At 59.6% G+C, this 25,205-nt stretch carries 15 protein-coding genes and 1 riboswitch; of the genes, 7 read left to right on the top strand and 8 right to left on the bottom strand.

Annotated elements, in window-relative coordinates; all coding sequences use genetic code 11:
• The first annotated feature begins 26 nt into the window (after positions 1–26).
• The gene (locus L6D82_RS18025; RefSeq protein ID WP_236190716.1) at positions 27–3,629 is read left to right on the top strand and encodes a dermonecrotic toxin domain-containing protein; all 3,603 of its coding nucleotides are present in this window, start codon (positions 27–29) and stop codon (positions 3,627–3,629) included.
• On the top strand, positions 3,547–5,016 hold the full coding sequence (locus tag L6D82_RS18020; protein WP_236190845.1) for an NEL-type E3 ubiquitin ligase domain-containing protein: 1,470 nt from the start codon (positions 3,547–3,549) through the stop codon (positions 5,014–5,016). Before L6D82_RS18025 ends, L6D82_RS18020 begins: the two co-directional genes overlap by 83 nt.
• Before the next feature lie 47 nt (positions 5,017–5,063).
• Here the strand turns inward: L6D82_RS18020 and L6D82_RS18015 are convergent, their stop codons facing one another.
• Both L6D82_RS18015 and L6D82_RS18010 read right to left on the bottom strand, forming a co-directional pair.
• Complete coding sequence (locus L6D82_RS18015; RefSeq protein WP_007959510.1) at positions 5,064–5,558, bottom strand: DUF934 domain-containing protein; 495 nt, start codon at positions 5,556–5,558, stop codon at positions 5,064–5,066.
• Positions 5,542–7,200 (bottom strand): nitrite/sulfite reductase, encoded by a 1,659-nt coding sequence (locus L6D82_RS18010; protein WP_236190714.1) that lies wholly within the window; start codon positions 7,198–7,200, stop codon positions 5,542–5,544. The genes L6D82_RS18015 and L6D82_RS18010 overlap by 17 nt, the downstream gene beginning before the upstream one ends.
• Positions 7,201–7,725: 525 nt before the next feature.
• Here L6D82_RS18010 and L6D82_RS18005 point away from each other — a divergent pair.
• A complete protein-coding gene (locus tag L6D82_RS18005; RefSeq protein ID WP_236190711.1) occupies positions 7,726–8,799 on the top strand; it encodes an ABC transporter substrate-binding protein in 1,074 nt (357 codons plus the stop codon).
• A 4-nt stretch (positions 8,800–8,803) separates the two neighbouring features.
• On the opposite strand, the gene L6D82_RS18000 is transcribed toward L6D82_RS18005, so the two are convergent.
• Entirely contained in the window at positions 8,804–9,022 is a 219-nt protein-coding gene (locus tag L6D82_RS18000; protein WP_007959515.1) for a DUF2970 domain-containing protein, read from the bottom strand.
• Between the two features lie 177 nt (positions 9,023–9,199).
• On the opposite strand from L6D82_RS18000, the gene L6D82_RS17995 reads away from it, so the two are divergent.
• Positions 9,200–14,455 (top strand): leucine-rich repeat domain-containing protein, encoded by a 5,256-nt coding sequence (locus L6D82_RS17995; protein WP_236190709.1) that lies wholly within the window; start codon positions 9,200–9,202, stop codon positions 14,453–14,455.
• A gap of 64 nt (positions 14,456–14,519) precedes the next feature.
• Here L6D82_RS17995 and metH read toward each other — a convergent pair whose 3' ends face one another.
• A complete protein-coding gene (metH, locus tag L6D82_RS17990; RefSeq protein ID WP_236190706.1) occupies positions 14,520–18,230 on the bottom strand; it encodes a methionine synthase in 3,711 nt (1,236 codons plus the stop codon).
• Between the two features lie 158 nt (positions 18,231–18,388).
• Between metH and L6D82_RS17985 the strand changes: the two genes are divergently transcribed.
• From L6D82_RS17985 to nfuA, 3 genes are all read left to right on the top strand, one after another.
• Entirely contained in the window at positions 18,389–20,683 is a 2,295-nt protein-coding gene (locus L6D82_RS17985) for a fatty acid cis/trans isomerase (protein ID WP_236190704.1), read from the top strand.
• Positions 20,684–20,742: 59 nt separating this feature from the next.
• Positions 20,743–21,744 carry an acyltransferase family protein gene (locus L6D82_RS17980; RefSeq protein ID WP_236190702.1) on the top strand — a complete coding sequence of 334 codons (1,002 nt, stop codon included), beginning with the start codon at positions 20,743–20,745 and terminating at the stop codon, positions 21,742–21,744.
• Positions 21,745–21,835: 91 nt separating this feature from the next.
• Positions 21,836–22,420, top strand: coding sequence for a Fe-S biogenesis protein NfuA (nfuA, locus tag L6D82_RS17975; RefSeq protein WP_007959519.1), 585 nt, complete (start codon positions 21,836–21,838; stop codon positions 22,418–22,420).
• Positions 22,421–22,562: 142 nt separating this feature from the next.
• On the opposite strand, the gene cobM is transcribed toward nfuA, so the two are convergent.
• From cobM to L6D82_RS17955, 4 genes are all read right to left on the bottom strand, one after another.
• Complete coding sequence (cobM, locus tag L6D82_RS17970) at positions 22,563–23,309, bottom strand: precorrin-4 C(11)-methyltransferase (RefSeq protein ID WP_236190692.1); 747 nt, start codon at positions 23,307–23,309, stop codon at positions 22,563–22,565.
• Between the two features lie 91 nt (positions 23,310–23,400).
• On the bottom strand, positions 23,401–23,814 hold the full coding sequence (locus L6D82_RS17965) for a cobalamin biosynthesis protein (protein ID WP_011334491.1): 414 nt from the start codon (positions 23,812–23,814) through the stop codon (positions 23,401–23,403).
• Positions 23,811–24,512: a CbtA family protein gene (locus L6D82_RS17960; protein WP_115078119.1), complete on the bottom strand. Its 702-nt coding sequence runs from the start codon at positions 24,510–24,512 to the stop codon at positions 23,811–23,813. Before L6D82_RS17960 ends, L6D82_RS17965 begins: the two co-directional genes overlap by 4 nt.
• A gap of 11 nt (positions 24,513–24,523) precedes the next feature.
• The gene (locus L6D82_RS17955) at positions 24,524–24,721 is read right to left on the bottom strand and encodes a CbtB domain-containing protein (protein WP_007959524.1); all 198 of its coding nucleotides are present in this window, start codon (positions 24,719–24,721) and stop codon (positions 24,524–24,526) included.
• 121 nt (positions 24,722–24,842) lie between these two features.
• Positions 24,843–25,064, bottom strand: a riboswitch (cobalamin riboswitch).
• Between the last annotated feature and the right edge of the window lie 141 nt (positions 25,065–25,205).

The following is a 25,205-nucleotide window of genomic DNA, read 5'->3' as shown; positions in this document are numbered from 1 at the left end:
AAGTGCGGTACATAGATATTTTATAGTTGCGTATTGTTGTTGTTTTACAGGTTGATTCATCAACTAATCACGCTGTATTGAAAGAGTCTGAAACTTTATTCTGGATGCCCCTTTCAGAAATAAAGTTGCTAAACATGGATGTTGAAAAGAGTAAATTGATCTTGCCAGTCATGACGCCCGCTCAACAGGGTGTCTTTTTTGAATTGTATGAAAAACAGATTCCTGACTGGTTGCTTAAATCTTCAGAAACCGTTCGAAACGATCTCTATGAAAGTTTCAAGGCTAGTTTCAAATCCCGTCATGCCGCACTTGAGCAATTGCGCGCACTGAAATCCCCGCAGAGTTTTTGTACGCCACTGCTGGCCAAAGCCATGGCTGAGAAACTGGGCGAACCTTTCGAGGTCGAAGGGGCGATTTTTCAACATGTACGCTCAAAGTCCAGCCTGTTGGGATTGCGCAGGAAACTGGTGCTGCCGATCAATCGTGATTTGCTGACCGCTGCCTGTGAAAATTTCGAATTGTCGGAAACTCTGGCCAGCACCTATCACGAGAGTTCATTGCTGTATATCCCGCAGCGGATAACCGGGCGAAACAATAAGGTGTTGTCGATACAACCTCACGAGTTTGCCAGACTTTGTCGTTATCTGGATCTCGGTAAGCAATATCAACAGCACGTGGGGGATTTCTTCGGCACTGATAGCCAAGTCGCCAGTTTGCAGGAATCGTCTGTTGCCTGTTCCAGAGACCAGTTTGATGTCGAGCGGCATATCGCTTACATGCGTGGCCATATCAGTCTGGATGTGTACCGCATGCTTGAGTCGGTCAAGAACTCGGATTCTTCAATCACACTGGGCAACAACACCCTGGGTTATCAAAGCCTTGAAATGCTTGAGGTGCAGCTCAGAGGGCCGATGTTCATCGGCCCGGTCAGCGAACATGCGGATGGCGATTACCGTTGTGTGATCTATATGCCTGGTGATCCCGATCATCCTCTCAAAGAGTATCCCAGTTTCCAGAAGTTCGAGGTCGAGTTGAGCGGGCGTTTACGCGGCTCGCAGTTTCGCAGTTTTTTCACGCGCTTCATCCCGATGAAGGATCGCTCGGTTTTCCTTAACGGACTCGATGTACGTTTGTTGAAAGCGCGACCGAACCAGTTTCCCGTTTCCACGACCTTCCTTCCGCTGACAGGGCTCGATCTCCAGGGTGACGCAAGACACAACCTGTTTCTCGCGATCTTCCAGCACCGCGCGGCGCAGGTTCGGGCCGATACTCGCCTGCTGGTAGTGCCGACGGATGATGAAGATGAGAAAACCCGCCTTGCCAGGCAAGAGTCCTATAAAGCCATCGGGCTGAATACGCTGTTGTTCTTTGTGTCCTTCGTGCCGGTTCTCGGCGAGGTCATTTGTGCCGTCGCCGGAATACAGTTGCTCGGTCAGATCTACGAGGGCATCGACAGTTGGGCCCACGGTGATCAGGAACATGCCACCGATTGCCTGTTCGACACGCTTGAGAATCTGATCCTCATGGCGGGTTTCGCTGCCGGCGGTGTCGCGGTGGGTAAGGCTTACACCGTCGTGCGCTCGTCAAGTTTCATGCAGGGACTACGGCGGGTACCAGTTGGGCCAATGTCTTATCGCCTGTGGAATCCGGACATGACGGCTTACCGCCAGCGCGAGTCTTTGCCGCGCAGTTTTGCTGCGGATGCGCAAGGGCTGGTATGGCGCGCAGACAACCGCTATTTGCCGCTGGGTGCCAATGCGTACGCGGTGCGTTCGGTTACCGGCACCGGTTTGTGGGAGGTCCATGATCCCCACTTGCCCGGGCGTTATTCACCATTGCTTGAGACCAATGGAGCTGGCGCCTGGCGTCATGACTCCGAATTGCCTCACGAGTGGAGTTCGTTGACCTTGTTCCGTCGCCTGGGTTTTCGTGAAGAAAAGATTTCAGACCCCCGTGCCTTGCAAGCCATTGCAGTAAGCGGGATCGGCCAGGCAGCCATGCGCAAACTGTTCGTTGAACGCGGCAAGCCTATGGCGATGCTCACGGACTCGGTGAGACGCTTTCGTGCCGACTCCGACGTCAGCCAGTTCATGACGCAAATTGATACGCCCGCATCTGCGCCGCTGGCGGATGCCGATCTGCAACTGTATTTGCTGACAGGAGCAGGTCGCTGGCCACAGGACATGGCAGTCATTGTGAAAGACATCTTTGGTAATGAAGTGACACGCTATGGCGCAGACGAGGCTGTCCGCCAGGTCAACCTCACAGAGGGCGCGCTGCGCAACGGCCAGTTTTATACCCCTGTTCTGGCAGCACTCAGCGACAGTGAGCGTTCACACTTGCTGGGCTCGGCCACTGTGGAGTCGAAAAATCAGATAGCGTTATTGGGCAAACATATTGCCGGGCTGGCGCCGCGGATGCGCATGGCGATGATGGACCGGTTGTTCCGGCGAAGCGACGTCTGTGAGCTTTCCAGAGGCGAGCCGATCATCAAGGCATTCCCGGGGCTTTCAGCCAGTGTCGCCGACGAACTGGTGCAACATGCCGATGCGCGTGAGTGGGCGCAGCTTGAATCCGGCACCGTACCGTTACGTCTGGCCGAGGAAGCCAGGCGCTATCAGCAGGTCCAGCGATTGAATCGCGCGTACGAGGGGTTATATCTGGACGCCGCCAGTGGGCGCGATGCCGACATGCTGGTACTCGACACCTTGAGCCATTTGCCGGGCTGGCCGGGCGATGTATTTGTCGAAATTCTGGACTGGGGTGTGTATGCCGATCAGCGGGCCGTCGTTGGCCCGAGCGATGCCCCACACAAAGTGCTTGTCGAAGCCTATGCCGAGCGTTATCAGGTCCAGGATGCGCGCAGCAATAGCGTCTCCAGTCATCCGTCACGCGACCGTGCGAATTTTTTCCAGGCACTGTGGGAAAGCCTTCCGGCCCACAGTCGCAAGGCCATCGGCGTTGAAACGGACATCGACGGCACGGGCTTGCGGGAGAAAATCACCGCATTGGCGCTGCAGCGGCGCGAAGCCTTCGCCAAGGTGCTGGAAATTGCACCGGCACACTCGAGTTACCGCTCCCCGATGGGGCTGGCAGATCAGCGGATCGAACAGGTCACCGTCGAGCAATCGGCACCTTCAAGCCCTTCTCAGGGCGTTTCGCCCGCGCTCGTGCGTCGGGCGCAGGAGTTGTATCCGACTCAATCAACCGCACAGATCAAACGTTTTGTGACCTCTCTGGGCGCCGACGAAGTATTGGCTATCAGGTCGCTTGAACGGTTGCGCGAGCAATACAGGACGATGGTGGAAACCCTGGAGCGCTGGACCCACCGCGATACGTATTATCAGGGTGAGGAAGGTCCGAGGCTCAAGGTCCCCGCCCATAGCAAGGCGCGGGCAATGCAAGCCATTTTTGCGCGCGTGGCGCAAGGAAACCCGTCACACGGCGCACTCGGGGCATCCGACCTACAGCCTGACGCTCGATGCGGTGCCGTTAGGGCAGATGCCGGTTCTTATCGGCGATTTTTCCCACATCACCGCGCTGGAAATGAGCGGCGTGGGCGCCAGTGCAGGTCTGAATACGTTTCTGCGCAATTTTCCCGGACTCAGGGTGCTGAACCTGTCAGGTAACGGACTGACACGCATCCCTGTCGCGATCGGGGACATGCCGGGGCTGACAGGTCTGGATCTGAGCAACAACCGTATCCGGCTTACTCAGCAGACGATTGTAGAACTGGCCGGCAAGCATCACCTGCGCACACTGGATTTGGGCTTCAACCCCCTCCTGGGGCGTACTCCGGACGTCAGTGCAATGCGTAAATTGCGCCACTTGAGCCTGCGAAACACCGGCATCACCGAATGGCCCGGAAATACCGATGCGCTTGCGCATCTGGAATCTCTGGATCTGCGCAACAACAGGATTGTCGAGATCCCGACGTCCGTCTTCACCTCCCGCGCTGTACTGAATCGCGGCACTACGATCGATGGCAATCCGCTGTCGACCGAGAGCCTGCAAGCCATCGCTGCGTACCAACAGTCACAAGGCATAAGTCTGGGCGTCATCACCACCGAGTACACCAGCACCGCACGACTGGCCGGTGACCGGGAAGGGGCGGGATGGGTAAACGGCTTGCCGACGGTGGAGATCGGTCGGGCCAAGCAAGTGTTGTCGTCACTGTCGGCTGACCCGGATTCCCGGGATTTTTTTGAAGTGCTCATGCAACTGCGTGAAACGGCCGATTACTCCAGAACCCGCGAACAGCTCGGGCAGCGGGTATGGAATGTGCTGGAGGCGGCCTGTGAGGATGATTCGTTGCGTCGCGCGCTGTTTCGCATGGCTCGCACAGGCTGGGTCAGTGCGCCCAATGTTGCGGGACTGTTCAGCGATCTGGAGGTCAGGGTTCTGTGTTATCGGGCAGCGGCGGCGGCCCGCACCGGTACCCAGACACTCGAAGGCGATCTGGTTCGTCTCTTGCGCGGGCTGTTCCGGTTGCAGCAGGTAGAAAAACAGGCGTTGCTCGATATCGCGCGCCGATCCCGCGCAGGAACTTTCACTCAACGCCAGGCACTGGATATCAGCCTGATTTATCGGGTGCGACTGGCGCAGCGCCTGGCGTTGCCGGCACAACCCACAGAGCTGAATGTGCCACTGGATGCCGAGGTGACGGACGCGCAGATCGATCACGCCTATCTGGAGGTCGTCAGGGCCGAGCAGACGGCGCAACTCTCGGAGTCAGTCAGCAGGCAGGAGTTCTGGGCCGAGTATTTGCTGGCGACACGCCAGGATGCGTTTACCAGCGTTCTGGATCGCAGTGCTCACGCGTTCGCGCGCCTGGAAGCGCAGGTCGGGCTGTCCCGTGAAGCAGCCAGTCAGCAAATGACGACGATCTTCGACAACTTCAGGAATGAAAGCCTGGAACTGCGCAAACAGCTGACCAATGCGGCGCTGGCGAGGCATCCGGGTTTGACGTTGCCGGTCACGCCGGGGCCCGGCAGACTGGGAACGAGAGAGGGATAAAGCAGCGACCTCGAGCCCGCCAATGCGGGCTCGAGGTAGACGTACGATCAGCGGCGACGGAACAGCGGCAGCGGTTCGTCAGTGGCGGCCTGATAGGTCACCGAGAAGTCCTTGAGGCTTTCCAGGGCGTCGTACGGGTCTTTGTCCGCGCGCAGGGCGAAGGCATCGAAACCGCAACGGCGCATGTAGAACAGTTGGTCGCGCAGCACGTCGCCAATCGCCCGCAGTTCACCTTTGAAACCGTAGCGGTCCCGCAGCAGGCGGGCGTTGGAGTAATTGCGGCCATCGGTGAACGCCGGGAAGTTCAGGGCAATCACCTGGAACTCGTTCACGTCGTCACCGATTTCTTCGGCTTCTTCATCGGCGTCCAGCCACACACCCAGACCGCCATCGCGGGCCTTGAGCATGCGGGCGTGTTCACGCCACAGCTGCAGCGGGACGATCAGGTCGTCACAGTTGCTGATTTCGTCGATGTTGAAATCCTTGGGCAGCAGGTGCCAGGTTTCGTCGACGACCTCGTTGTTCTTAATGATTCGCTGCATAGACGCGTTCCTTGAAGAGGTCGATGCCAATACGCTGGTAGGTGTCGATGAAACGCTCGTCTTCGGTGCGTTGTTCCACGTACACGTCGATCAGTTTGGAGATCACGTCCGGCATGTCTTCCTGAGCGAAAGACGGGCCGAGGATCTTGCCCAGGCTGGCGTCACGGCTGGCGCTGCCACCGAGCGAGACCTGGTAGAACTCTTCACCTTTCTTGTCCACTCCTAGAATGCCGATGTGGCCGACGTGGTGGTGACCGCAGGCGTTCATGCAGCCGGAGATGTTCAGGTCCAGTTCACCGATGTCGAACAGATAGTCCAGGTCGTCGAAACGGCGCTGGATCGATTCGGCGATCGGGATCGACTTGGCGTTGGCCAGGGAGCAGAAATCACCGCCAGGGCAGCAGATGATGTCGGTCAGCAGGCCGATGTTCGGCGTGGCGAAGCCACCTTCACGCAGTTCGCCCCACAGGGTGAACAGCTGGCTCTGCTCGACGTCGGCCAGAATGATGTTCTGCTCGTGGGAGGTGCGCAGTTGGCCGAAGCTGTAGCGCTCGGCCAGATCGGCGACGGCGTCGAGCTGCTTGTCGGTGATGTCGCCCGGTGCAACGCCGGTCGGCTTCAGGGACAGGGTCACGGCCACATAACCCGGCTTCTTGTGCGCCAGGGTGTTGCGGGTGCGCCAGCGGGCGAAGCCCGGATGTTCTTTGTCGAGGGCGGCCAGTTCGGCGTCTTGATTGCTCAGCGCCTTGTAGTCCGGGTCGACGAAGTGTTTGGCGACGCGATGGACTTCGGCTTCGGTCAGTGTGGTCTGGCCGCCGCGCAGGTGTTCCATCTCGGCATCGACTTTCTGGGCGAAGACTTCTGGAGTCAGCGCTTTGACGAGGATCTTGATCCGCGCCTTGTATTTGTTGTCACGACGGCCGTAGCGGTTGTAGACCCGCAGGATCGCGTCGAGGTAGCTCAACAGATCCTGCCATGGCAGGAATTCGTTGATGAATGCGCCGACCACCGGGGTACGACCCAGACCACCGCCGACCAGCACGCGGAAGCCGAGTTCGCCAGCGGCGTTATGGACCGGCTCAAGGCCGATGTCGTGGACTTCGATGGCCGCACGGTCGGAGGTCGAACCGTTGACGGCGATCTTGAACTTGCGCGGCAAGTAAGCGAATTCCGGGTGGAAGGTCGTCCACTGACGAACGATTTCGCACCAAGGACGCGGGTCAATTAGCTCATCGAACGCAACACCGGCGAACTGGTCAGTAGTGACGTTGCGCAGGCAGTTGCCGCTGGTCTGGATGGCGTGCATCTGCACGGTGGCCAGTTCCGCGAGGATGTCCGGGATGTCTTCGACCGCCGGCCAGTTGAACTGCACGTTCTGCCGCGTGCTGATGTGGGCGTAGCCCTTGTCATAGTCGCGGGCGATTTTTGCCATCATGCGCGTCTGACGCGAAGTCAGCTGGCCGTAAGGCACCGCCACGCGCAACATCGGCGCGAAACGCTGGATGTACAGGCCATTTTGCAGGCGCAGGGGGCGGAATTCTTCTTCGCTCAGCTCACCTGCCAGATAGCGTCGGGTCTGATCACGGAACTGCTTGACGCGGTCCTCGATGATCCGCTGATCGTACTCGTCGTATACGTACATATAAGTCCTGTTCTCAGGCTTTGGCCACTCGGAAAACGCTGCGTTTTCGCTTGCTGGAGTCCGATGGTTCCTCTGCAATTCTGCGCGCACGGCCGCGCACTCCCTGACGGAGCCGGGGCAATATACCCGTTTGCAGTTATGCGCAAAAGTGATGTTTGAGTATATGGAAAGAACCAAAACGCCTAACGAGAATTCCTTTCACCTAACCCACATTTGTCGTGCGGACAATCATCGTCTTAACTGTGGTCGAGTCTTTCTGCAATCACCGATAAAACCGACAAGAGGCGATGCAATGAGCAACCCAACCAAGGCAAGGAAAAGCGATAGCAGTGTCGATGCATGGGCCATTCTGTTCCTGATCATTCTGGTCGTTGGAACGGCGGTGTTCTGGGTCAGCCATCAGTAAAACGACTCGTCCGGGCCCCGCTTGCGACGATTGTCGGACAAAAGGCGGGATCAAGCGCCAAAGGCCAGGTGATCAATGGCTATAATGCGCGGCCATTTTTCCTTGGGCCCGGATGATTCATGTTCAAGCTTTTCCACCTCAGCCTGCTGCTGTTCGGCGCGGTTTTCGGTACCTGCGCGCGTGCAGAGTCGGTGCTGTTCCTGAATCCCGGCTCGACGCAGGAAGCGTTCTGGGTCAGCTACTCGCAATTCATGCAGGCTGCCGCCCGGGACCTGGGCATCGACCTGCGCATTCTCTACGCCCAGCGCCAGCCGGAATTGACCTTGGCGCAGGCGCGACTGGCGTTGCAGGGGCCTGAGCGCCCGGATTATCTGGTGTTCGTCAACGAACAGTACGTGGCACCGCAGATTCTGCGCATGGCCAATGGCAGCGGGGTGAAGCTTTTTATTGTCAACTCGGGTCTGACGCCCAACCAGCAGGCGCTGGTGACAGAGGGGGCGGATCGGATAGGCAGCCTGGTGCCCAACGACGAGGAGGGCGGCTACCTGATGATGAAGGAGCTGATTCGCCTGCATCCGCCCGTGGCGCCCGGTGAAAGCATCGATCTGCTGGCGTTTTCCGGCCTCAAGATCACGCCATCGGCGCAATTGCGCGAAAAGGGCATGCAGCGAGCGCTGGCGGAGAATCCGCAGGTGCGTTTGCGGCAATTGGTCTATGGCGGCTGGACCCAGCAACGGGCTTACGAGCAGGCGAAGCAGTTGCTGGTCCGCTATCCCGACGTTTCATTGGTATGGGCAGCCAATGATGAAATGGCCTTCGGCGCGATGCGTGCCGCGTCCGAGGCCGGCAAGGTGCCGGGCAAGGACGTGTTGTTCAGTGCGGTCAACACTTCGCCCGAAGCGTTGCAGGCGGTGGTCGACGGGCGCCTGAGCGCATTGCTCGGCGGCCATTTCACTTTGGGTGGCTGGGCATTGGTCGAGCTGCATGATCATGCGCAAGGCGTCGATCTGAATCAGTATGGCGGCCGTGACCGGCAGATTCCGTTGCTGCAACTGATCGACAGGGATCATGCCCGGCGAATCCTTGCCATGGGCGCCTCACCGGACTACGGCGTGCACTTTCGCAAGCTCTCGGCGAAGGGCCATCCGGTGTCGTATCGCTATCCGTTCAATCTGCAGACCCTGATGCACTAAGCCGTCAGACGCCCGCCAGATGCACAACCAGTTGCACAATGCCGAACAGCGTCAGGGCGAACACCGCCGTGAACGCGATCCCCAGGAAGATGAAATGGCTGGGCTTGCCGTGGGTGAAGTCCCTTGCCCGGTTTTTGCCGCTCTGCACCCCGAACGCCGCCGCCATGACGCTGTGCAGCATCTGCCAGAAGGTCGGTGGCTTGTTGTCGACTGGATCGTCCATAAATCCCTCGTCTGAAAAGTGTACCTCTTGAGCTTAGCCAATCCTGCGAATCGTGCGGAGCCGGTCACGACAGAAGAAATCCATGGCAACAAATCGTCGCCCGTCGCGATAACTATCTAACGCAGTCCGGTTCGCCTGGCATGGTGTTCTGATGCTTTCATTCCAAGGAACGAGAGCATGTCTGAAACCTTTCAGCCGGATTCGAGCAGCATCAAGCCTTCCCGCCAGCACGTTTCCCGAAGCATTCACGCAGCAACGCTCGAACAATCCATTCCCGACTGGCTGACGGAGGCTGCTTCCCATCGTCGTGCGTCGTTGAGAAACGCCAATGCCATTTTGCCGGACTGGTATCGGAAGGCCTCGTCTGGACAACGTAATGTTCTGAACGAGAGTTTTACGGCGAGCTTTCGCGCCCAGACGCGATTGGACCACGCGCTGGCCGACATGCAGGGCATCCATGTGTTTGGCAAAACCCTGCTGTGCGCGATGCTCAAGGATCGTTTCAATGTCGAACTGGATGTCGAAGATACGTTTTTGCAACTGATTCAACCGATCAATGCAGGAATATGGTCCACGGAGATCGGCACCTTCGAGGTGTCGAAAATGTCATTGCTGCAAGCCGCGCTGCACAATTTCGAAGCGGCCGAATGTGAGAACGGTGCGTTTCACAAGCGCTCGGGATTTCTTGCCCGATTGCCAGCGGGGACTTTCAAGGCTGTGCGCACTTCGATGTCGGTCCGGCAATTCATGGTCGCCTGCCGCACGCTGGACATTGGCGGCCAGTATCAGCGATACCTCAAGCATTACCTGTATTCCGAAAATCAGCCAGCCCATCAAACACTGCGTGAACTATTCACCACGGCGCGCAGAGCAGCCTTGCATGCGGCTGCCGAGCAAGCACTGCTGCAAGGAGATATCGAGCCTGCGGATCATGCATCGATCCAGGAAATCCTCCATGGGGAGCGCCAACCCCTGCTCGGGGGCCGGCGCATCTGGTTCTGTGAAATGAGCCTGATGAGGCGTCGCCTGACCGGTTGTCTGTGGTTCGCAATCAGTGAGAGGTTCGAGGACCCTGAAGAACTGATTCTGTACATTCCCGATGATCCGCATCACCCCCTTAAACGATACAAGACCTCGCAGCTGGAGGCCGCGCTCAAGCGGCGATTCACGGCCCGGGAAAGCGCGTCGGCCGATGACGGCACGCCGACGCCATATCAACGATTTTTCAGCAGGTTCGTAGCCTATGCCGACCGTGCGTACTACTTCAGTCAGTTCACTGACAATGCACCGGATGCCTCGTTCAGCAGCAGGGTCACGTCTTATCTTGCACGGATCAACGACTGGATCAACGGGCTGAGCCCTTTGCCAAACACACTGGTCGATCTGGTGCCACCCGCGCCCGCGATCAGACAGGTTGCCAACCAGGATCCGTTTCTCGCCCCGGTCAACATGCCGTTCAAGGGGCTGCGTTTCTGGGATGACAACATCGACCTGTGGGATTACCTGTTCGAACGTCATCGCGAGCAACTGCTTGAAGATGCACGCAGTTACGCCGTGCCCGTAGAGGATGTCGATGCGAATGCTCGCAAGACACTGTTCGCGAAGTTGCTGAACAGCGGCATGCTCGTGTTGAACACGGTTTCGATGCTTGTGCCCGTGCTGGGCGAAGTGATGATGGGGGTCATGGCTTGCCAGCTTCTGGAAGAGTCCATCGAGGGCGTGATCGAGTGGAGCGAAGGGGATCGGCATGCTGCCACGGCGCATCTGGTGGACATTGCGAGCAATCTGGCGTTGATCGCGTTGATGGGGGGCGTGACGAAGGGGGTGACCCGACTGAAGCCGGTCGATGCTGCCCCGGTTATCGAGGATCTGCATCCCGTCACGCGTCCTGATGGCCATGCGCGATTGAGAAAGTCCGATCTCGGAGGATATGAAAGCACGGTCCGCATCGATCCAGGTGTCCGGCCCGATGCGCTGGGGCGTTACGAGATACAGGGCAGACACTTCATTCGGATCGAGGGCAAGACCTATGAGCAGGTGTATGACCGGGCGCTGGGGCGCTGGTGTATCAGGTACCCCGACAATCCGCATGCGTACCAGCCTGTCCTGACTCACAACGCGGCGGGAGCGTGGCGCCATACGCTCGAGAACCCGCTGAAATGGAGTCGGCAGACCTTGTTGCGGCGCATCGGACACATCACTGAAGCGTATACAGACGAACAACTTCTCACGATCGGTGAGATCAGCGGGGTCAGCGACAACGCGTTACGCAAGATGCACATGGATAACCTTTCGCCGCCTCCGGAGCTCATGGATGCCTTGCGACTGTTCGATACTGATCGTGGTGTTGTGCAAGTCATCGAGCAATTGGCAGGCGATCTGGACATCGATCATCGCTATTTACACGCCTTGCCCTTGATCATCGAACTGCCGGGCTGGCCTGTCGGGCGCATTTTGAAGGTCTATGACACCCCAGACTTTACCGGGCCTTCCACCCGCTATGGTTCGGAACATCCATTGGCGGAGATGGCGAATAAACCGCCGATCCGGCTGAGCCGCAGCCATGTGCTCAATGGTGAGTTACCCGCCAGAATCCTGTCTGCCCTCGATGAGTCCGAGATATCCGCGTTATTCGGTGACAAGGAGGCGGGTGACCGGGTATGGCGACCTCAGGCTTTTCGGGATCTGCTGGCCGATTACGCCCGGGCGAATCGTCCGACGCTGTTCGAAAGCCTGTTCCAGGAAAGTGCCATCGCGGATCCCATGATTGACAGGTTGCAGCGCGCTTACGCCGGACTCAGCGACGCCGCGGCGCAAGAGATTCTTCGCCACGCCAATGCTGACGACATGGCGATTTTGTACAGCACCGGGCGTATGCCGGACGCAATGCTGGAGGAGGCGCGATGGTATGCACGGCGCGGTCGACTGGTTCGCGCGCTTGCCGGGCTGCACATGGAGCACATGATGTCAGCTGACACTCGCCGCCTTGCCTTGCACACCTTGAGCAAGTTGCCGGGTTGGTCCGCTGATATGCAGCTCGATATCCGTGACGGTCGTGTCGACGGCAGACAGATCGATTCCATCGGTCACGAAAGCGCGGCTGTGCGCCGCAGCGTAGTCAAGAAGGGGCCGGTCTATCAGGCTTTCAATGAACATGGTGTCGCGCTCAATGAGCTGCCGGTCTCGGGAAACGGTTTTTACGCTTCGGTCTTGCGCCTGCTCCCCGAGCCCTTTCGAAAGGCCCTCGGCCTGTCTGAAGCCGCCCGCGGGAGTGATCTTCAGCGAGCCATCACTGCTTACGCTACCGAGCATGCCGGCGATACGACCACGATGCTAGCGCTGCACGGCCGCAGGACACTCAAGTTCAAGCCACCGCAGCGGATCAGAGAGCATCTGGTGGGCTACTACGCGAGCGGCGAAGGAGCGGTCGGGCTCTCCGGTCTGAATCCTTCGCTGGTCGTGAGATTGCTAAGCCTTTATCCGGATCTGAGCATTTCCAGGGCCAACGGCGTGCTCCTGAAGATGATTCGGACAGGCAAAAGCGATGCGCACATTCTTCAATTGCTGGAGGATCTGAGGCATCAATGGCTTGAGCTTGAACAAACCCTGGACCATTGGGCCAATACCGGACCGAACCGGGCGCAAAAAGACCGGATCGCGACCCGCCTCAAAAGGTGCTGGCGAAAAAGGCCATTCGCCGAAGAAAACCCGACGTTGCGCCACCTGGATCTGGCCACTGATGAAGCATTGCCTGGTTTCTCGGCGGATTTCTCCCATGTCACGGTGATGCGACTTCAAGCGCCCCACGCCACCCTCGGACAGATGCGCGGATTCCTGCGCAATTTTCCCGAACTTGAATTCCTCGACCTCAGTGGCAACCACCTGGTCACCAACCCGATCCCTCGGGAGTGCTCTGCACGGCTGCTTGAGCTGGACCTTTCCGACAATCCCGTGAGTCGCCTGGATGTCACCGGGATGTGGCGTCTCGAATTGCTCAATTTGAAGGGGACGCGTCTTCAGGAATGGCCGCTCGGCGCTGACAATCTGCGCAACCTGAGATGGCTGGACCTGAGTAATACGTTGATTTCCGACATTCCACGGCAGGCCCTGGCCCGCGATGAGTGGGTGCTGAACATGAATCTGACAGGGACGCCACTGACCGATGACGCACGCTTGCAGTTGCGTGTCGCGCAGCAGCGATGCGAACTGGCGCTGGATCTGCCGCAGGGGTCGCTGGCGCAATTCATGCTCGAAGATGTGCCCGAGCAGGACAGTCGGCCGCTAGAGAACGGCACTCTGGTGGCTGGCCGGTTGCTGCGTATACCCGCGCCAATACCTTTCACGGATCAGGTTCCAGCGTTTACCCGGCGTTTGCGCAGGGTGCATCCATCCCTGACCGAAGAAAAGGCCGAGGAAGTGGTCGAGGGTTTATTGCAGGAGGCAAGCGCCGAACAGGTCAATGCGCGGATCGAAGACTGGAATCGGAGATTGGAGTCAATGACACGCCAGCTCAATGGCTGGATCTTCACTCGCCGATCAGGAAACACGCTTTTTGGAGGGCGCTGGTCGACGTCACAGGCCCGCCGGGAGGCCTCGCTGAGAATCATGGAGTGCTGGAGGAAGGGGCTGCTGGGGGCGGCGGCGCGTAGCGATAGAACGCTGGATCTGGCCAATATCTCGAGATTGGGAGCGCTGCCTCGATTGTCTCCAGAGTTTGCACACGTGGAAGGGCTGAGCCTGAGGGGGCTCGGTTTGAGCGGAGCACACGTTCATGAGTTTCTTCAGGCTTTTTCCCAGGTACGCTGGCTGGATCTTGGTCTCAACGAGTTGAGTACAGTGCCGTCGGTCATTGCTGGCATGGAGCGACTGGAAGAACTGGGGCTCATCGGTAACCGGTTCAACGATTTTCCGGCTGTTGTCGACGCATTGGGCCCCATGCCGCGGCTCAAATGGCTGAAGCTGAACTACAACCGTCTGACGGTTTTCAATGGAGTTACAGCCGAGCAATTACCGGCGTTGCGCTGGCTGGAGTTGAGCTTCAATCATATGAGGCAGTTCAACGGGCCCGTTAGCGCAACACTGGAAGTCCTTCATTTGAATGGCAATGACTTGCGCGAGTGGCCGGAAGGTGTGTTGCAGGCTGAGCGCCTGCAGTCGCTGAACCTGGAGGACAACCCGATAAGAGAGATTCCGCAAAGGGCGTTCGACGGAAACCACGACGCTTTGTTGGCGGGTACGCGAATGTCGCCGAACTGGCGGTCCTTGATGACGGACAGTCTGATTCGACTCAGGGCTCATCTCGACAGAGTGGGTGGTGAGCAGGTTTTGGGTATCAAGCGAAAAACGCTCGATTTCTGGCTAACCGATACCGAATTCGATCAGTTTGTTGACTGGTCCGGCAGCGAGTCCGAACCTGGGGAGGAAGTCGGGTAACCCGAGCGTCACGGAGTCGAGCCCCTGTCTCAGTGCATCCGAGACAGGGGCTTTATTGCGTCAATCAGTTGTCGTAGCCGAGGTTCGGCGCCAGCCAGCGTTCGGTCAGGCTCAGTTCCTGGCCTTTGCGCGAGGTGTAGCTCTGCACCTGATCCTTGTCGACCTTGCCCACGGCAAAATACTGCGCCTGCGGATGGGCGAAGTACCAGCCGCTGACCGCTGCTGCCGGGAACATCGCGTAGTGCTCAGTGAGGAACACGCCGCTGCGACCGGCGCGCATTTCCTGGGCCTCAGGGTCGAGCAGGGCGAACAGCGTGGCCTTCTCGGTGTGATCCGGGCACGCCGGGTAGCCAGGGGCAGGTCGGATGCCGGAATACTGCTCTTTGATCAGCGCCTCGTTGTCGAGGGCTTCATCCTTGGCGTAACCCCAGTGCTCTTTACGCACCTGCTGGTGCAGCCACTCGGCGCAGGCTTCGGCCAGACGGTCGGCCAGGGCCTTGACCATGATCGAGTTGTAGTCGTCGCCAGCGTCCTGATAAGCCTTGGCCACTTCCTCGGCGCCGATGCCGGCGGTGGTGATGAAACCACCGACATAGTCGGTCACTTCACTGTCCTTCGGCGCGACGAAGTCGGCCAGCGAGAAGTTCGGTTTGCCGTCGGTCTTGATGATCTGCTGACGCAGGTGATGCAGGCGCGCCATTGGCTTGCCGTCATCGCCGTACAGCTCGATATCGTCGTCATGCACCTGATTGGCAGGCCAGAAGCCGAACACCGCACGGGCGCTGATCAGCTTCTCATCGATCAGCTTGGTCAGCATCTCGCGGGCGTCCTTGTACAGCGAGGTTGCCGCTTCACCGACCACTTCGTCTTCAAGGATGCGCGGGAACTTGCCGGCCAGATCCCAGGAGATGAAGAACGGCGTCCAGTCGATGTATTCGGCCAGTACGTTGAGGTCGATGTTGTCCAGCACGCGGGTGCCGGTGAAGGTCGGTTTGACCGGGGTGTATGTGGCCCAGTCGAACTGCGGTTTTTTCGCGATCGACGCGGCGTAGCTCAGGCGTTCGGTACGGGCGCTGCGGTTGGCGGTGCGCTCGCGGACGTCGATGTACTCTTCGCGGGTCTTCTGGACGAAACCGGCTTTCAGTTCCTTGGACAGCAACTGCGTCGCCACGCCCACGGCGCGGGAGGCGTCGGTCACGTAGACCACCGCGTCGTTGCTGTACTTGGGCTCGATCTTCACCGCCGTGTGCGCCTTGGAGGTGGTCGCGCCGCCGATCATCAGCGGCAAGTGGAAGTCCTGGCGCTGCATCTCGCGGGCCACGTGGACCATTTCATCCAGCGAAGGAGTGATCAGGCCGGACAGGCCGATGATGTCGCATTTCTGCTCCTTGGCCACCTGCAGGATCTTCTCGGCCGGCACCATCACGCCGAGGTCGACGATGTCATAGCCGTTGCAACCCAGCACCACGCCGACGATGTTCTTGCCGATGTCGTGCACGTCGCCTTTTACCGTAGCCATCAGGATCTTGCCCTTGGCTTCCGGCTTGTCGCCTTTTTCCAGTTCGATGAACGGGATCAGGTGAGCCACGGCCTGTTTCATCACACGGGCGGATTTCACCACCTGTGGCAGGAACATTTTGCCGGCGCCGAACAGGTCGCCGACGATGTTCATGCCGGACATCAGCGGGCCTTCGATCACTTCGATCGGGCGCGCGAACGACTGACGGGATTCTTCGGTATCTTCGACGATGTGGGTGGTGATGCCCTTGACCAGCGCATGCTCCAGACGTTTGTTGACGTCCCAGCTGCGCCATTCTTCGGTCTCGGCTTCCTTGACGCTGCCGTCGCCCTTGTACTTGTCGGCGATGGCGAGGAGGGCGTCGGTGCCTTCCGGCGTGCGGTTGAGGATCACGTCTTCAACGGCGTCGCGCAGTTCCTGCGGGATCTGGTCGTAGATCTCCAGCTGACCGGCGTTGACGATGCCCATCGTCAGACCGGCGCGGATCGCGTACAGCAGGAATACCGAGTGAATCGCCTCGCGCACCGGGTTGTTGCCACGGAACGAGAACGACACGTTGGACACACCGCCGGAGCTCAGGGCGTACGGCAGCTCGTCGCGGATGTAGGCACAGGCGTTGATGAAGTCCACAGCGTAGTTGTTGTGTTCTTCGATGCCGGTGGCTACGGCGAAGATGTTCGGGTCGAAGATGATGTCTTCCGGCGGGAAGCCGACTTCGTTGACCAGAATGTCGTAGGAGCGTTTGCAGATTTCTTTCTTGCGCGCTTCGGTATCGGCCTGGCCGACTTCGTCGAACGCCATCACCACCACGGCGGCGCCGTAGCGCTTGCACAGTTTGGCGTGGTGGATGAACTGCTCGACGCCTTCTTTCATGCTGATCGAGTTGACGATGCCCTTGCCCTGAATGCACTTGAGGCCGGCTTCGATCACTTCCCACTTCGAGGAGTCGATCATGATCGGTACGCGGGAGATGTCCGGCTCGCCGGCAATCAGATTGAGGAAGGTCACCATGGCCTTCTTCGAATCGAGCATCCCCTCGTCCATGTTGATGTCGATCACCTGGGCGCCGGCCTCGACCTGTTGCAGGGCGACTTCCAGGGCTTCAGTGTAGTTGTCTTCACGGATCAGGCGGGCGAATTTTGCGGAACCGGTGATGTTGGTCCGCTCGCCGACGTTGACGAACAATGAGCTGCGATCAATGGTGAACGGTTCCAGACCCGACAGGCGGCAGGCCTTGGGAATGTCCGGAATCTGCCGTGGCGCGTAACCGGCGACGGCTTTGGCGATGGCTTCGATATGGCCCGGCGTGGTGCCGCAGCAACCGCCGACAATGTTGAGGAAACCGCTCTGGGCGAATTCTTCGATGACTTTGGCGGTGTCCACCGGCAGCTCGTCGTACTCGCCGAATTCGTTCGGCAGGCCGGCGTTCGGGTGCGCAGATACGTGGGTGCTGGCCTTGTCCGACAGCTCTTCCAGGTACGGACGCAGTTCGCGGGCGCCGAGGGCGCAGTTCAGGCCCACCGAAATCGGCTTGGCGTGGGCCACGGAGTTCCAGAACGCTTCGGTGGTCTGGCCCGACAGGGTCCGGCCGGAGGCGTCGGTGATGGTGCCGGAGATCATGATCGGCAATTCGAAGCCCAGTTCTTCGAACACGCCTTGCACGGCGAAGATCGCGGCTTTGGCGTTGAGGGTGTCGAAGATGGTTTCGATCAGGATCAGGTCCGCGCCGCCCTCAATCAGGCCTTTGGTGGCCTCGGTGTAGTTTTCCACCAGCTCATCGAAGGTGACGTTGCGATAGCCCGGGTTGTTGACGTCCGGCGACAGCGAGCAGGTGCGGCTGGTCGGGCCGAGCACGCCGGCGACGAAACGCGGCTTGTCCGGGTTCTCGGCGGTCTTGGCGTCAGCGACCTTGCGCGCCAGTCGTGCGCCTTCTACGTTGAGTTCGTAGGCCAGTTCTTCCATGCCGTAGTCGGCCATGGAAATGCGGGTGGCGTTGAAGGTGTTGGTCTCGAGGATGTCGGCGCCGGCATCCAGGTAGGCTTTCTCGATACCGCCGATCACGTCAGGACGGGTAATGACCAGCAGGTCGTTGTTGCCCTTGACGTCGCTCGGCCAGTCGGCGAAGCGTTTGCCGCGATAATCCTGCTCTTCGAGCTTGTAGCTCTGGATCATCGTGCCCATGCCGCCGTCGAGAATCAGGATGCGCTCTTTGAGAGCTTGCTTGAGAGCTTGAAGGCGGACGCTGCGATCGGACATTGGGACTACTCGAAAAAGACCATGACGAAGGAGCGGGATCATAACAAACCTGCGCCGATTTAGAGCATGTGGCGCTTTTGCATGAATATCGCTCATGTTGGTACGGGCGTCATAACGGTAGAATCGCGGCGTTTTTCTTCAGGATCAGGATCAGGGACATGTCGTACCGCGTCATCAGCATTGCATTGCTGTTTTTAAGCTTTGGCGCGGCGGCGCAGAGTCCCGCTATTTCTTCTTCTATCTCCTACACCCGAGACATCCAGCCGATCCTCACCGAGAAGTGCGTGGCCTGCCATGCGTGCTACGACTCTGCCTGTCAGTTGAACCTGGGCAGCGGCGAAGGCGCGGCCCGTGGCGCGAGCAAGATGCCGGTCTACGATGGCGAACGCACCCAGGCGGCACCGACCACGCGGCTGTTCTACGACGCCTTCGGCAAACGCGCCTGGCAGCAGAAAGACTTCTATTCGGTGCTCGACGCCCAAGGCAGTCAGGCCGCACTGATGGCGCGCATGCTGGAACTGGGGCACAAAACGCCGCTGACCCCCAACGCCAAACTCCCGGAAGACATCGTGCTGGGCCTCAACCGCGAGAACCTGTGCGCGATGCCTGCCGAGTTTGACGGCTACGCCAGCGCCCATCCGAAAGAGGGCATGCCGCTGGCGGTGACCGGCCTGACCGATCAGCAATACCAGACGCTGCAACGCTGGCTGGCGTCCGGCGCCCCTATCGACGAGCAAGGTCTGGCGCCGAGCACCAAGGAAGCGATGCAGATCGTCCAGTGGGAAAACCTGCTCAACCAGCCCGGCGCACGGGAAAGTCTGGTCGGGCGCTGGCTGTACGAGCACTGGTTCCTCGCGCACATCTATTTCAAGGACGGCGAGCCGGGGCATTACTTCCAGTGGGTGCGCTCGCGCACGCCGACCGGTCAGCCGATCGACCTGATCGCCACGCGTCGTCCGAACGACGATCCGGGCACTCAGGTGTATTACCGCCTGTGGCCGGTGCAGGGCGTGATCGTGCACAAGACCCACATCACCTATCCGCTGAGCGCGGCGAAGATGGCACGGGTCAAGAGCCTGTTCTACAACGGCAACTGGCAGGTCAACGCCTTACCGGGCTACGGGCCACAGAGCCGGGCCAACCCGTTCGCGACCTTCGAGGCGATCCCGGCGCAGGCGCGTTATCAGTTCATGCTCGATAACGCCGAATACTTCGTGCGCACCTTCATTCGCGGCCCGGTGTGCCGTGGACAGATCGCGACCGACGTGATCCGCGACAACTTCTGGGCGCTGTTTCAGGCCCCGGAACACGACCTGTACATCACCGACCCGAACTATCGCGGCCAGGCCACGCCGTTGCTGGCCATGCCGGGGCAGAACGACGACGTCGGCAGTGTCCTGAGCCTGTGGCACAACTACCGCAACAAGCGAAACAAATACGAAGCCCTGCGCCGTGACAGCTACGCCGACCTGCCGGCGCCGAGCTGGTCGACCCTCTGGGCCGGCAACGACAACGCCTTGCTCAGCATCTTCCGCCACTTCGACAGCGCCTCAGTGACCAAAGGCCTGATCGGCGAGGTGCCACAGACAATGTGGCTGTTCGACTACCCTCTGCTGGAGCGCACCTATTACCAGTTGGCAGTGAATTTCGATGTGTTCGGCAACGTCTCCCATCAGGCGCAAACGCGCCTGTATTTCGACCTGATCCGCAACGGCGCCGAGCAGAATTTCCTGCGCCTGATGCCCGCCGATTCCCGCGAGGGTTACCTCGACGATTGGTACCAGAGCAGCGGCCAGTTCAAGATGTGGCTCGATTACGAAGCCATCGATGACGACAAGCCGACCGCGCTGAAACTCGACGAGAAAGACCCGAAACGCGATTTCGCCATGCAATTGCTGGCGCGCTACGGCGATCTCAACGCGCGTCCGGATCCGATCAACCGCTGCGAAGATGCCTATTGCTCACGCCCGAACATCGACCCAGCCCTGCAGAACGCCGAGCAGGCGCTGAGTCGCCTGACCTCGCGTCCGGCAGCGGGCCTGAAAGTGATCGATCAATTGCCGGAAGCCACCATGCTGCGGGTCGAAACCCGCAGCGGCAAACGCGAGGTCTACAGCCTGCTGCGCAACCGCGCCCACAGCAACGTGGCGTTCCTGCTCGGTGAATCCCTGCGTTATCAGCCGGGGCTGGACACGCTGACGATCTATCCGGGCGTGCTCAGCAGCTATCCGAACTTCATGTTCAACGTCCCGGCGGATCAGGTGCCGGCGTTTGTCGATGCCATGGAAGGTGCAAGGGACGCGGCGCAGTTCGAGAAAATCGTCGAACGTTGGGGCATCCGCCGCAGCCATCCGCAGTTCTGGTTCTATTTCCATGACCTGAGCCAGTACATCCACGAAACCGATCCGGTGGAAGAGGGCGTGCTGGACATGAACCGGTACGAGAATCTTTGATCGTTTGAGCGATGGCGGTTGTCCCAATCCTGTGAAGTACGGGATCGGGAGCGCCATCGATGTTGATTTCAGTGCAGGCCCTGCGAGCGCTCGCCGCGTGGGCGGTGGTCTGCCATCACTTCATGCAGATTTTCTTCGACTTCGAGGCGCGCGGGCCGATAGGGCAGCTGTTCATCGACAAGGGCGCCGTGGGCGTCGATATCTTTTTCGTGATCAGCGGGCTGGTGATTTTCCTGTCCACCGAAGGCAAGGCACTGCCGCCGGCGCGGTTTCTGTTGTATCGACTGTTTCGGATTGTTCCGGCGTATTGGCTCTACACCGTGCTGATGGCGTTGCTGGTGGTGTTCGCCCGGCCGTTGCTGCCGGATCAGACGGTGGACTGGAGTCATTTGCTGCTGTCGTTGCTGTTTATCCCGACGGAAAACCCCGGCGGCTACGGGATCTATCCGACCCTGAATGTCGGCTGGACCCTGAATTACGAAATGCTGTTCTACGTGCTGTTCGCCTGGGCGCTGTTGTTCCGGCTGCAAGTACGTTTGCTGGTGGTTGCGGCGCTGCTGTTTGCGGTGTGTCAGGCCTGGACCGGGTTTGGCTGGGTCAGCGAGTTTTATCGCTCGGACATCGTTTATGAGTTCCTGCTGGGGATCGGCATCGGCATGCTCTACCGTCGCGGCTGGATCGGCCCGGCGCTCTGGCTACCGCTGCTGGGGATCGGTGCGGCGTTGCTGGCGATCTATCACCTGCCGCCGGAACCCCGATTGCTGAACTGGGGCGTGCCCAGTGCGGTGCTGGTCATGGCCAGCATGGCGCTGGAGCGGCATGTCGAACGCAACAGGCTGCTCAAGCTGCTGGGTGACTGTTCGTACTCGGTGTATCTGATGCACGTGCTGGTGCTGTCGGCCGGCGGTTATCTGGCCCGACGCTACGGGATCAACCCGTATTTGATGTTTGTCATCTGTGCGCTCGCTATCGCTATCGGTTCGTGGCTGAGCTACGAATGGGTGGAAAAACGCAGTTATCAATGGCTTAAAGCGCGGATTGACGGTGAACCTGGCACCTAGCCGATTTGCGAACTATTCCTACGTAAATACTAGGACTTTGTGCCGCGCGCCGATTGGCGTAAACTCCGCCTCAAGCCTGCGAGGAGTCTCCATGACCGCTATTACCATTACCGACGCCGCCCATGATTACCTGGCCGATCTGCTCTCCAAGCAGAACACCCCGGGCATCGGCATCCGCGTTTTCATCACCCAGCCTGGCACCCAGTACGCCGAAACCTGCATTGCCTACTGCAAGCCGGGCGAAGAGAAACCTGAAGACACGGCGCTGGGGCTGAAAAGCTTCACCGCTTACATCGACTCGTTCAGCGAAGCGTTCCTCGATGATGCCGTCGTCGACTACGCCACCGACCGCATGGGCGGCCAGCTGACCATCAAGGCGCCAAACGCCAAAGTCCCGATGGTCAACGCCGACAGCCCGATCAACGAGCGCATCAACTACTACCTGCAAACCGAAATCAACCCGGGGCTGGCCAGCCACGGCGGTCAGGTCAGCCTGATCGATGTGGTTGAAGACGGCATTGCCGTGCTGCAGTTCGGCGGCGGTTGCCAGGGCTGCGGCCAGGCGGACGTGACCCTGAAGGAAGGCATCGAGCGCACCTTGCTCGAGCGCATTCCGGAGCTCAAGGGCGTTCGCGACGTGACCGACCACACGCAGAAAGAAAACGCCTACTACTAAGGTGTTCGCTGCGGCATGAAAAACGGCGCCCCGTGAGCGCCGTTTTTTTATGTCAGAAATTCAGCGCCCATATCGCGAGCAGGCTCGCTCCCACAAGGAAATGCGGTCTACTGTGGGAGCGAGCCTGCTCGCGATGAGGTCGTCATGGGCGGTAAAGATGTGCATGCCCCGCGCGATACAGCGATGACTCACTGAAATGATCGCTGCCCAACACCTGCCCAACCAGAATCAACGCCGTACGCCGAAACCCCTTGGCCGCCACCTTCCCGGCAATATCCTTCAGCGTCCCGACCACCCAGTCCTGATCCGGCCACGTCGCCCGGTGAATCACCGCGATCGGGCAATCCGCGCCGTAATGCGGCAGCAGCTCAGCCAGGATCTTCTCCAGATGATTGACCCCCAGATGAATCGCCATGGTCGCCCCGTGCTGCGCCAGATTGCCGAGCTCTTCACCGACAGGCATCGCGGTCTTGTCCGCATAACGGGTCAGAATCACGCTTTGCGAGATGTCCGGCAGGGTCAGTTCTGCGCCCAACAGCGCGGCGCACGCGGCGGTGGCGGTCACGCCGGGAATGATCTCGAACGGAATATCCAGCTCACGCAGATAACGAATCTGCTCGCCAATGGCGCCATACAGACTCGGATCCCCCGAATGTACCCGCGCCACATTCTGGCCCTTGGCGTGGGCGGTCTTGATCAGGTCGATGATCTGCTCCAGGTGCAGTTCGGCGCTGTTGACCACGGTTTCAGCGCAATGACCTTCCAGCACCGCCGTCGGCACCAGCGAACCTGCGTAGATGATCACCGGGCAACTGCGGATCAGCCGCTGGCCTTTGACAGTGATCAATTCCGGGTCGCCGGGGCCGGCGCCGATGAAGTAAACGGTCATCGTTGGATCCTGTAAAAAAGGGGCAGGGCAGTGCTTCACCAGCCCTTGAGATGAAGAACGCTCATGATCGAAAGCGGGGATTATCGGGAATTTACGCCGCGCCGGCCAATGCCAGAGTTGCCTGAGCGTACTTTTGCCGGGAAATCAGCAGTTTTGCCGGGCCACTGATCAACTGTTCGGCGAGCGCCAGAGCAGCACTTTCCGCTACGCCGTAGCAACCGGTGCGTTCGAAGGCGATCTGCGAATGGTGACTCAAACGTTGCTGATAACTGGCCAGTTCCTCGCTGCTGAAATACAGCAACGGCAGCGCCAGTTGGGCGGCGAGTTCCTGCAGGCCAGGTTCGTCGCGCTTGAGGTCGATGCTGGCCAGCGCCTTGACCTTCTCCAGATCAATTCGATGTGCCTGTAATGCCTGATCAAGCAAGGCGCGCAGCGTGCTGGCCGGGCAGCCGCGCTGGCAGCCCAGGCCGACCACGAAGGTCGGCGCTGCGCTGTCATCGGTCATGCGTGGTACTGACCTTCGCTTTTGCGGCGGAACAACCAGGCGCTGATCAGGCCCAGGGCCAGCCAGAACGCGACGTTGGTCAGCTGCGAAGCGATTTTGAACTGGGCTTCGAGGGCTTCCGGGGCGAGCATCGAATGCACTTCCGGTTGCGGCGCGCCGATCACGTGCGGCACGGCAAGGATCGCCACGCCGAGGATCTTCATCAGCCAGTTACGGCTGAACGCGATCAAGGCCAGGCCGACAGCGGTGGAGGCCGCAGTGCCGATCCACCACATCTGCCGCGAGGCCAGATCCGCAGCGGCAGTGCCCGGCAGCTCAGGTGGCAGGCCCATGGTCGGGGCGAGCACGAAGGTCGCGTAACCGGCCAGGCCCCAGAGCAGGCCTTGCGAAGTCTTGGTCGGCGCACGCAGGGTGTACAGGCCCGCCAGCATCAGGGCGAAACCCACGGCAACCACCAGATTGCCGCCGGTGGTGGAGACCACGCGCTGCCAGCCGTCTTCCGGCTCCCAGGCTTCGGCATCGTGGGTGTGGGCGGCGGTGCCGGCGGCGTGTTCGTGAACTTCGGCAACCGGTTCGGCTTTCTCGAAGGTTTCGGCCTGCAAAATCAGCGGCGAAACCCAGAAGCTTTGCAGCAACGTCAGGAGCAGGGCGGCCAGAAGGCCGGTGAAACCTGCGGTCTGCGCAATACGCTTGATCATGTCGTCAGGTCTCAGTGGCACGGGAACGCGGCGCTGTGGCGGGTATCGTGCGCGGCGTTGTGCACCGCTTCGATGTGCGAGAAACCGGCGAAATACACGAGGCAGGCACCGAGGATAGACGCGCAGACGGCGGCGGTCAGGCGTTGGCTCAGGGTGGTGGTGCTGGAGATCTTGTCCGAATTGCTGCCGGTGCTGCTGATGATCGACATGGCGCTTCCCTCTGGAGTGTCAGCGGGTGAATAGAGCGCATGAAAACCCCTGCGGCCGGGCGCGCAGAGGTTCGAACAGCGCCCGCCCACCGCGGGTTTGTTATGTTCAGTAACGCAAGACGCGCACTGTGTGTTGCGGGCCGGTCTCCGGGCTCACGAGGGGTTGGCGTCTGGCCGACCTGCAAGCGTCACCTTCCCATGCCTGTGGGCACAGTGGATCTGACGCTTCGCTCGCTTACCGTTGCGGGGGCAGCACCGGACTGACATGGCTTTAGAGTAAAGCACATGATTCACCGGTTTCCCGTTTCACCCTGTGAAGGGCACCCGTAACAAGTTGTGTAGGAGACCATGCGCGGGGGATTTGAGTCAATTGGGATTGGGATTGGGGGCAGATCCGTTGCTGCGGTTATGGCTGCTTAGGGTTCCGCCCTTACGGCGGGTCACTTTTTCCAAACGCCGAAAAAGTAACCAAAAAGGCTGCACC

It is taken from the genome of Pseudomonas paraglycinae (assembly GCF_021601625.1).
In the GTDB taxonomy this organism is placed as follows: Bacteria; Pseudomonadota; Gammaproteobacteria; order Pseudomonadales; family Pseudomonadaceae; genus Aquipseudomonas; species Aquipseudomonas paraglycinae.
Note: the sequence above shows the minus strand (reverse complement) of the source record. Positions and strands in the feature narration are given on the sequence as shown.

Excerpts from the sequence above, each read along its gene's own strand:
- L6D82_RS18020 (WP_236190845.1), top strand. The coding sequence starts at position 3,547 with ATGAGCGGCGTGGGCGCCAGTGCAGGTCTGAATACGTTTCTGCGCAAT.
- L6D82_RS18015 (WP_007959510.1), bottom strand. The coding sequence starts at position 5,558 with ATGCAGCGAATCATTAAGAACAACGAGGTCGTCGACGAAACCTGGCAC.
- L6D82_RS18010 (WP_236190714.1), bottom strand. The coding sequence starts at position 7,200 with ATGTACGTATACGACGAGTACGATCAGCGGATCATCGAGGACCGCGTC.
- L6D82_RS18005 (WP_236190711.1), top strand. The coding sequence starts at position 7,726 with ATGTTCAAGCTTTTCCACCTCAGCCTGCTGCTGTTCGGCGCGGTTTTC.
- L6D82_RS18000 (WP_007959515.1), bottom strand. The coding sequence starts at position 9,022 with ATGGACGATCCAGTCGACAACAAGCCACCGACCTTCTGGCAGATGCTG.
- L6D82_RS17995 (WP_236190709.1), top strand. The coding sequence starts at position 9,200 with ATGTCTGAAACCTTTCAGCCGGATTCGAGCAGCATCAAGCCTTCCCGC.
- metH (WP_236190706.1), bottom strand. The coding sequence starts at position 18,230 with ATGTCCGATCGCAGCGTCCGCCTTCAAGCTCTCAAGCAAGCTCTCAAA.
- L6D82_RS17985 (WP_236190704.1), top strand. The coding sequence starts at position 18,389 with ATGTCGTACCGCGTCATCAGCATTGCATTGCTGTTTTTAAGCTTTGGC.
- L6D82_RS17980 (WP_236190702.1), top strand. The coding sequence starts at position 20,743 with ATGTTGATTTCAGTGCAGGCCCTGCGAGCGCTCGCCGCGTGGGCGGTG.
- nfuA (WP_007959519.1), top strand. The coding sequence starts at position 21,836 with ATGACCGCTATTACCATTACCGACGCCGCCCATGATTACCTGGCCGAT.
- cobM (WP_236190692.1), bottom strand. The coding sequence starts at position 23,309 with ATGACCGTTTACTTCATCGGCGCCGGCCCCGGCGACCCGGAATTGATC.
- L6D82_RS17965 (WP_011334491.1), bottom strand. The coding sequence starts at position 23,814 with ATGACCGATGACAGCGCAGCGCCGACCTTCGTGGTCGGCCTGGGCTGC.
- L6D82_RS17960 (WP_115078119.1), bottom strand. The coding sequence starts at position 24,512 with ATGATCAAGCGTATTGCGCAGACCGCAGGTTTCACCGGCCTTCTGGCC.
- L6D82_RS17955 (WP_007959524.1), bottom strand. The coding sequence starts at position 24,721 with ATGTCGATCATCAGCAGCACCGGCAGCAATTCGGACAAGATCTCCAGC.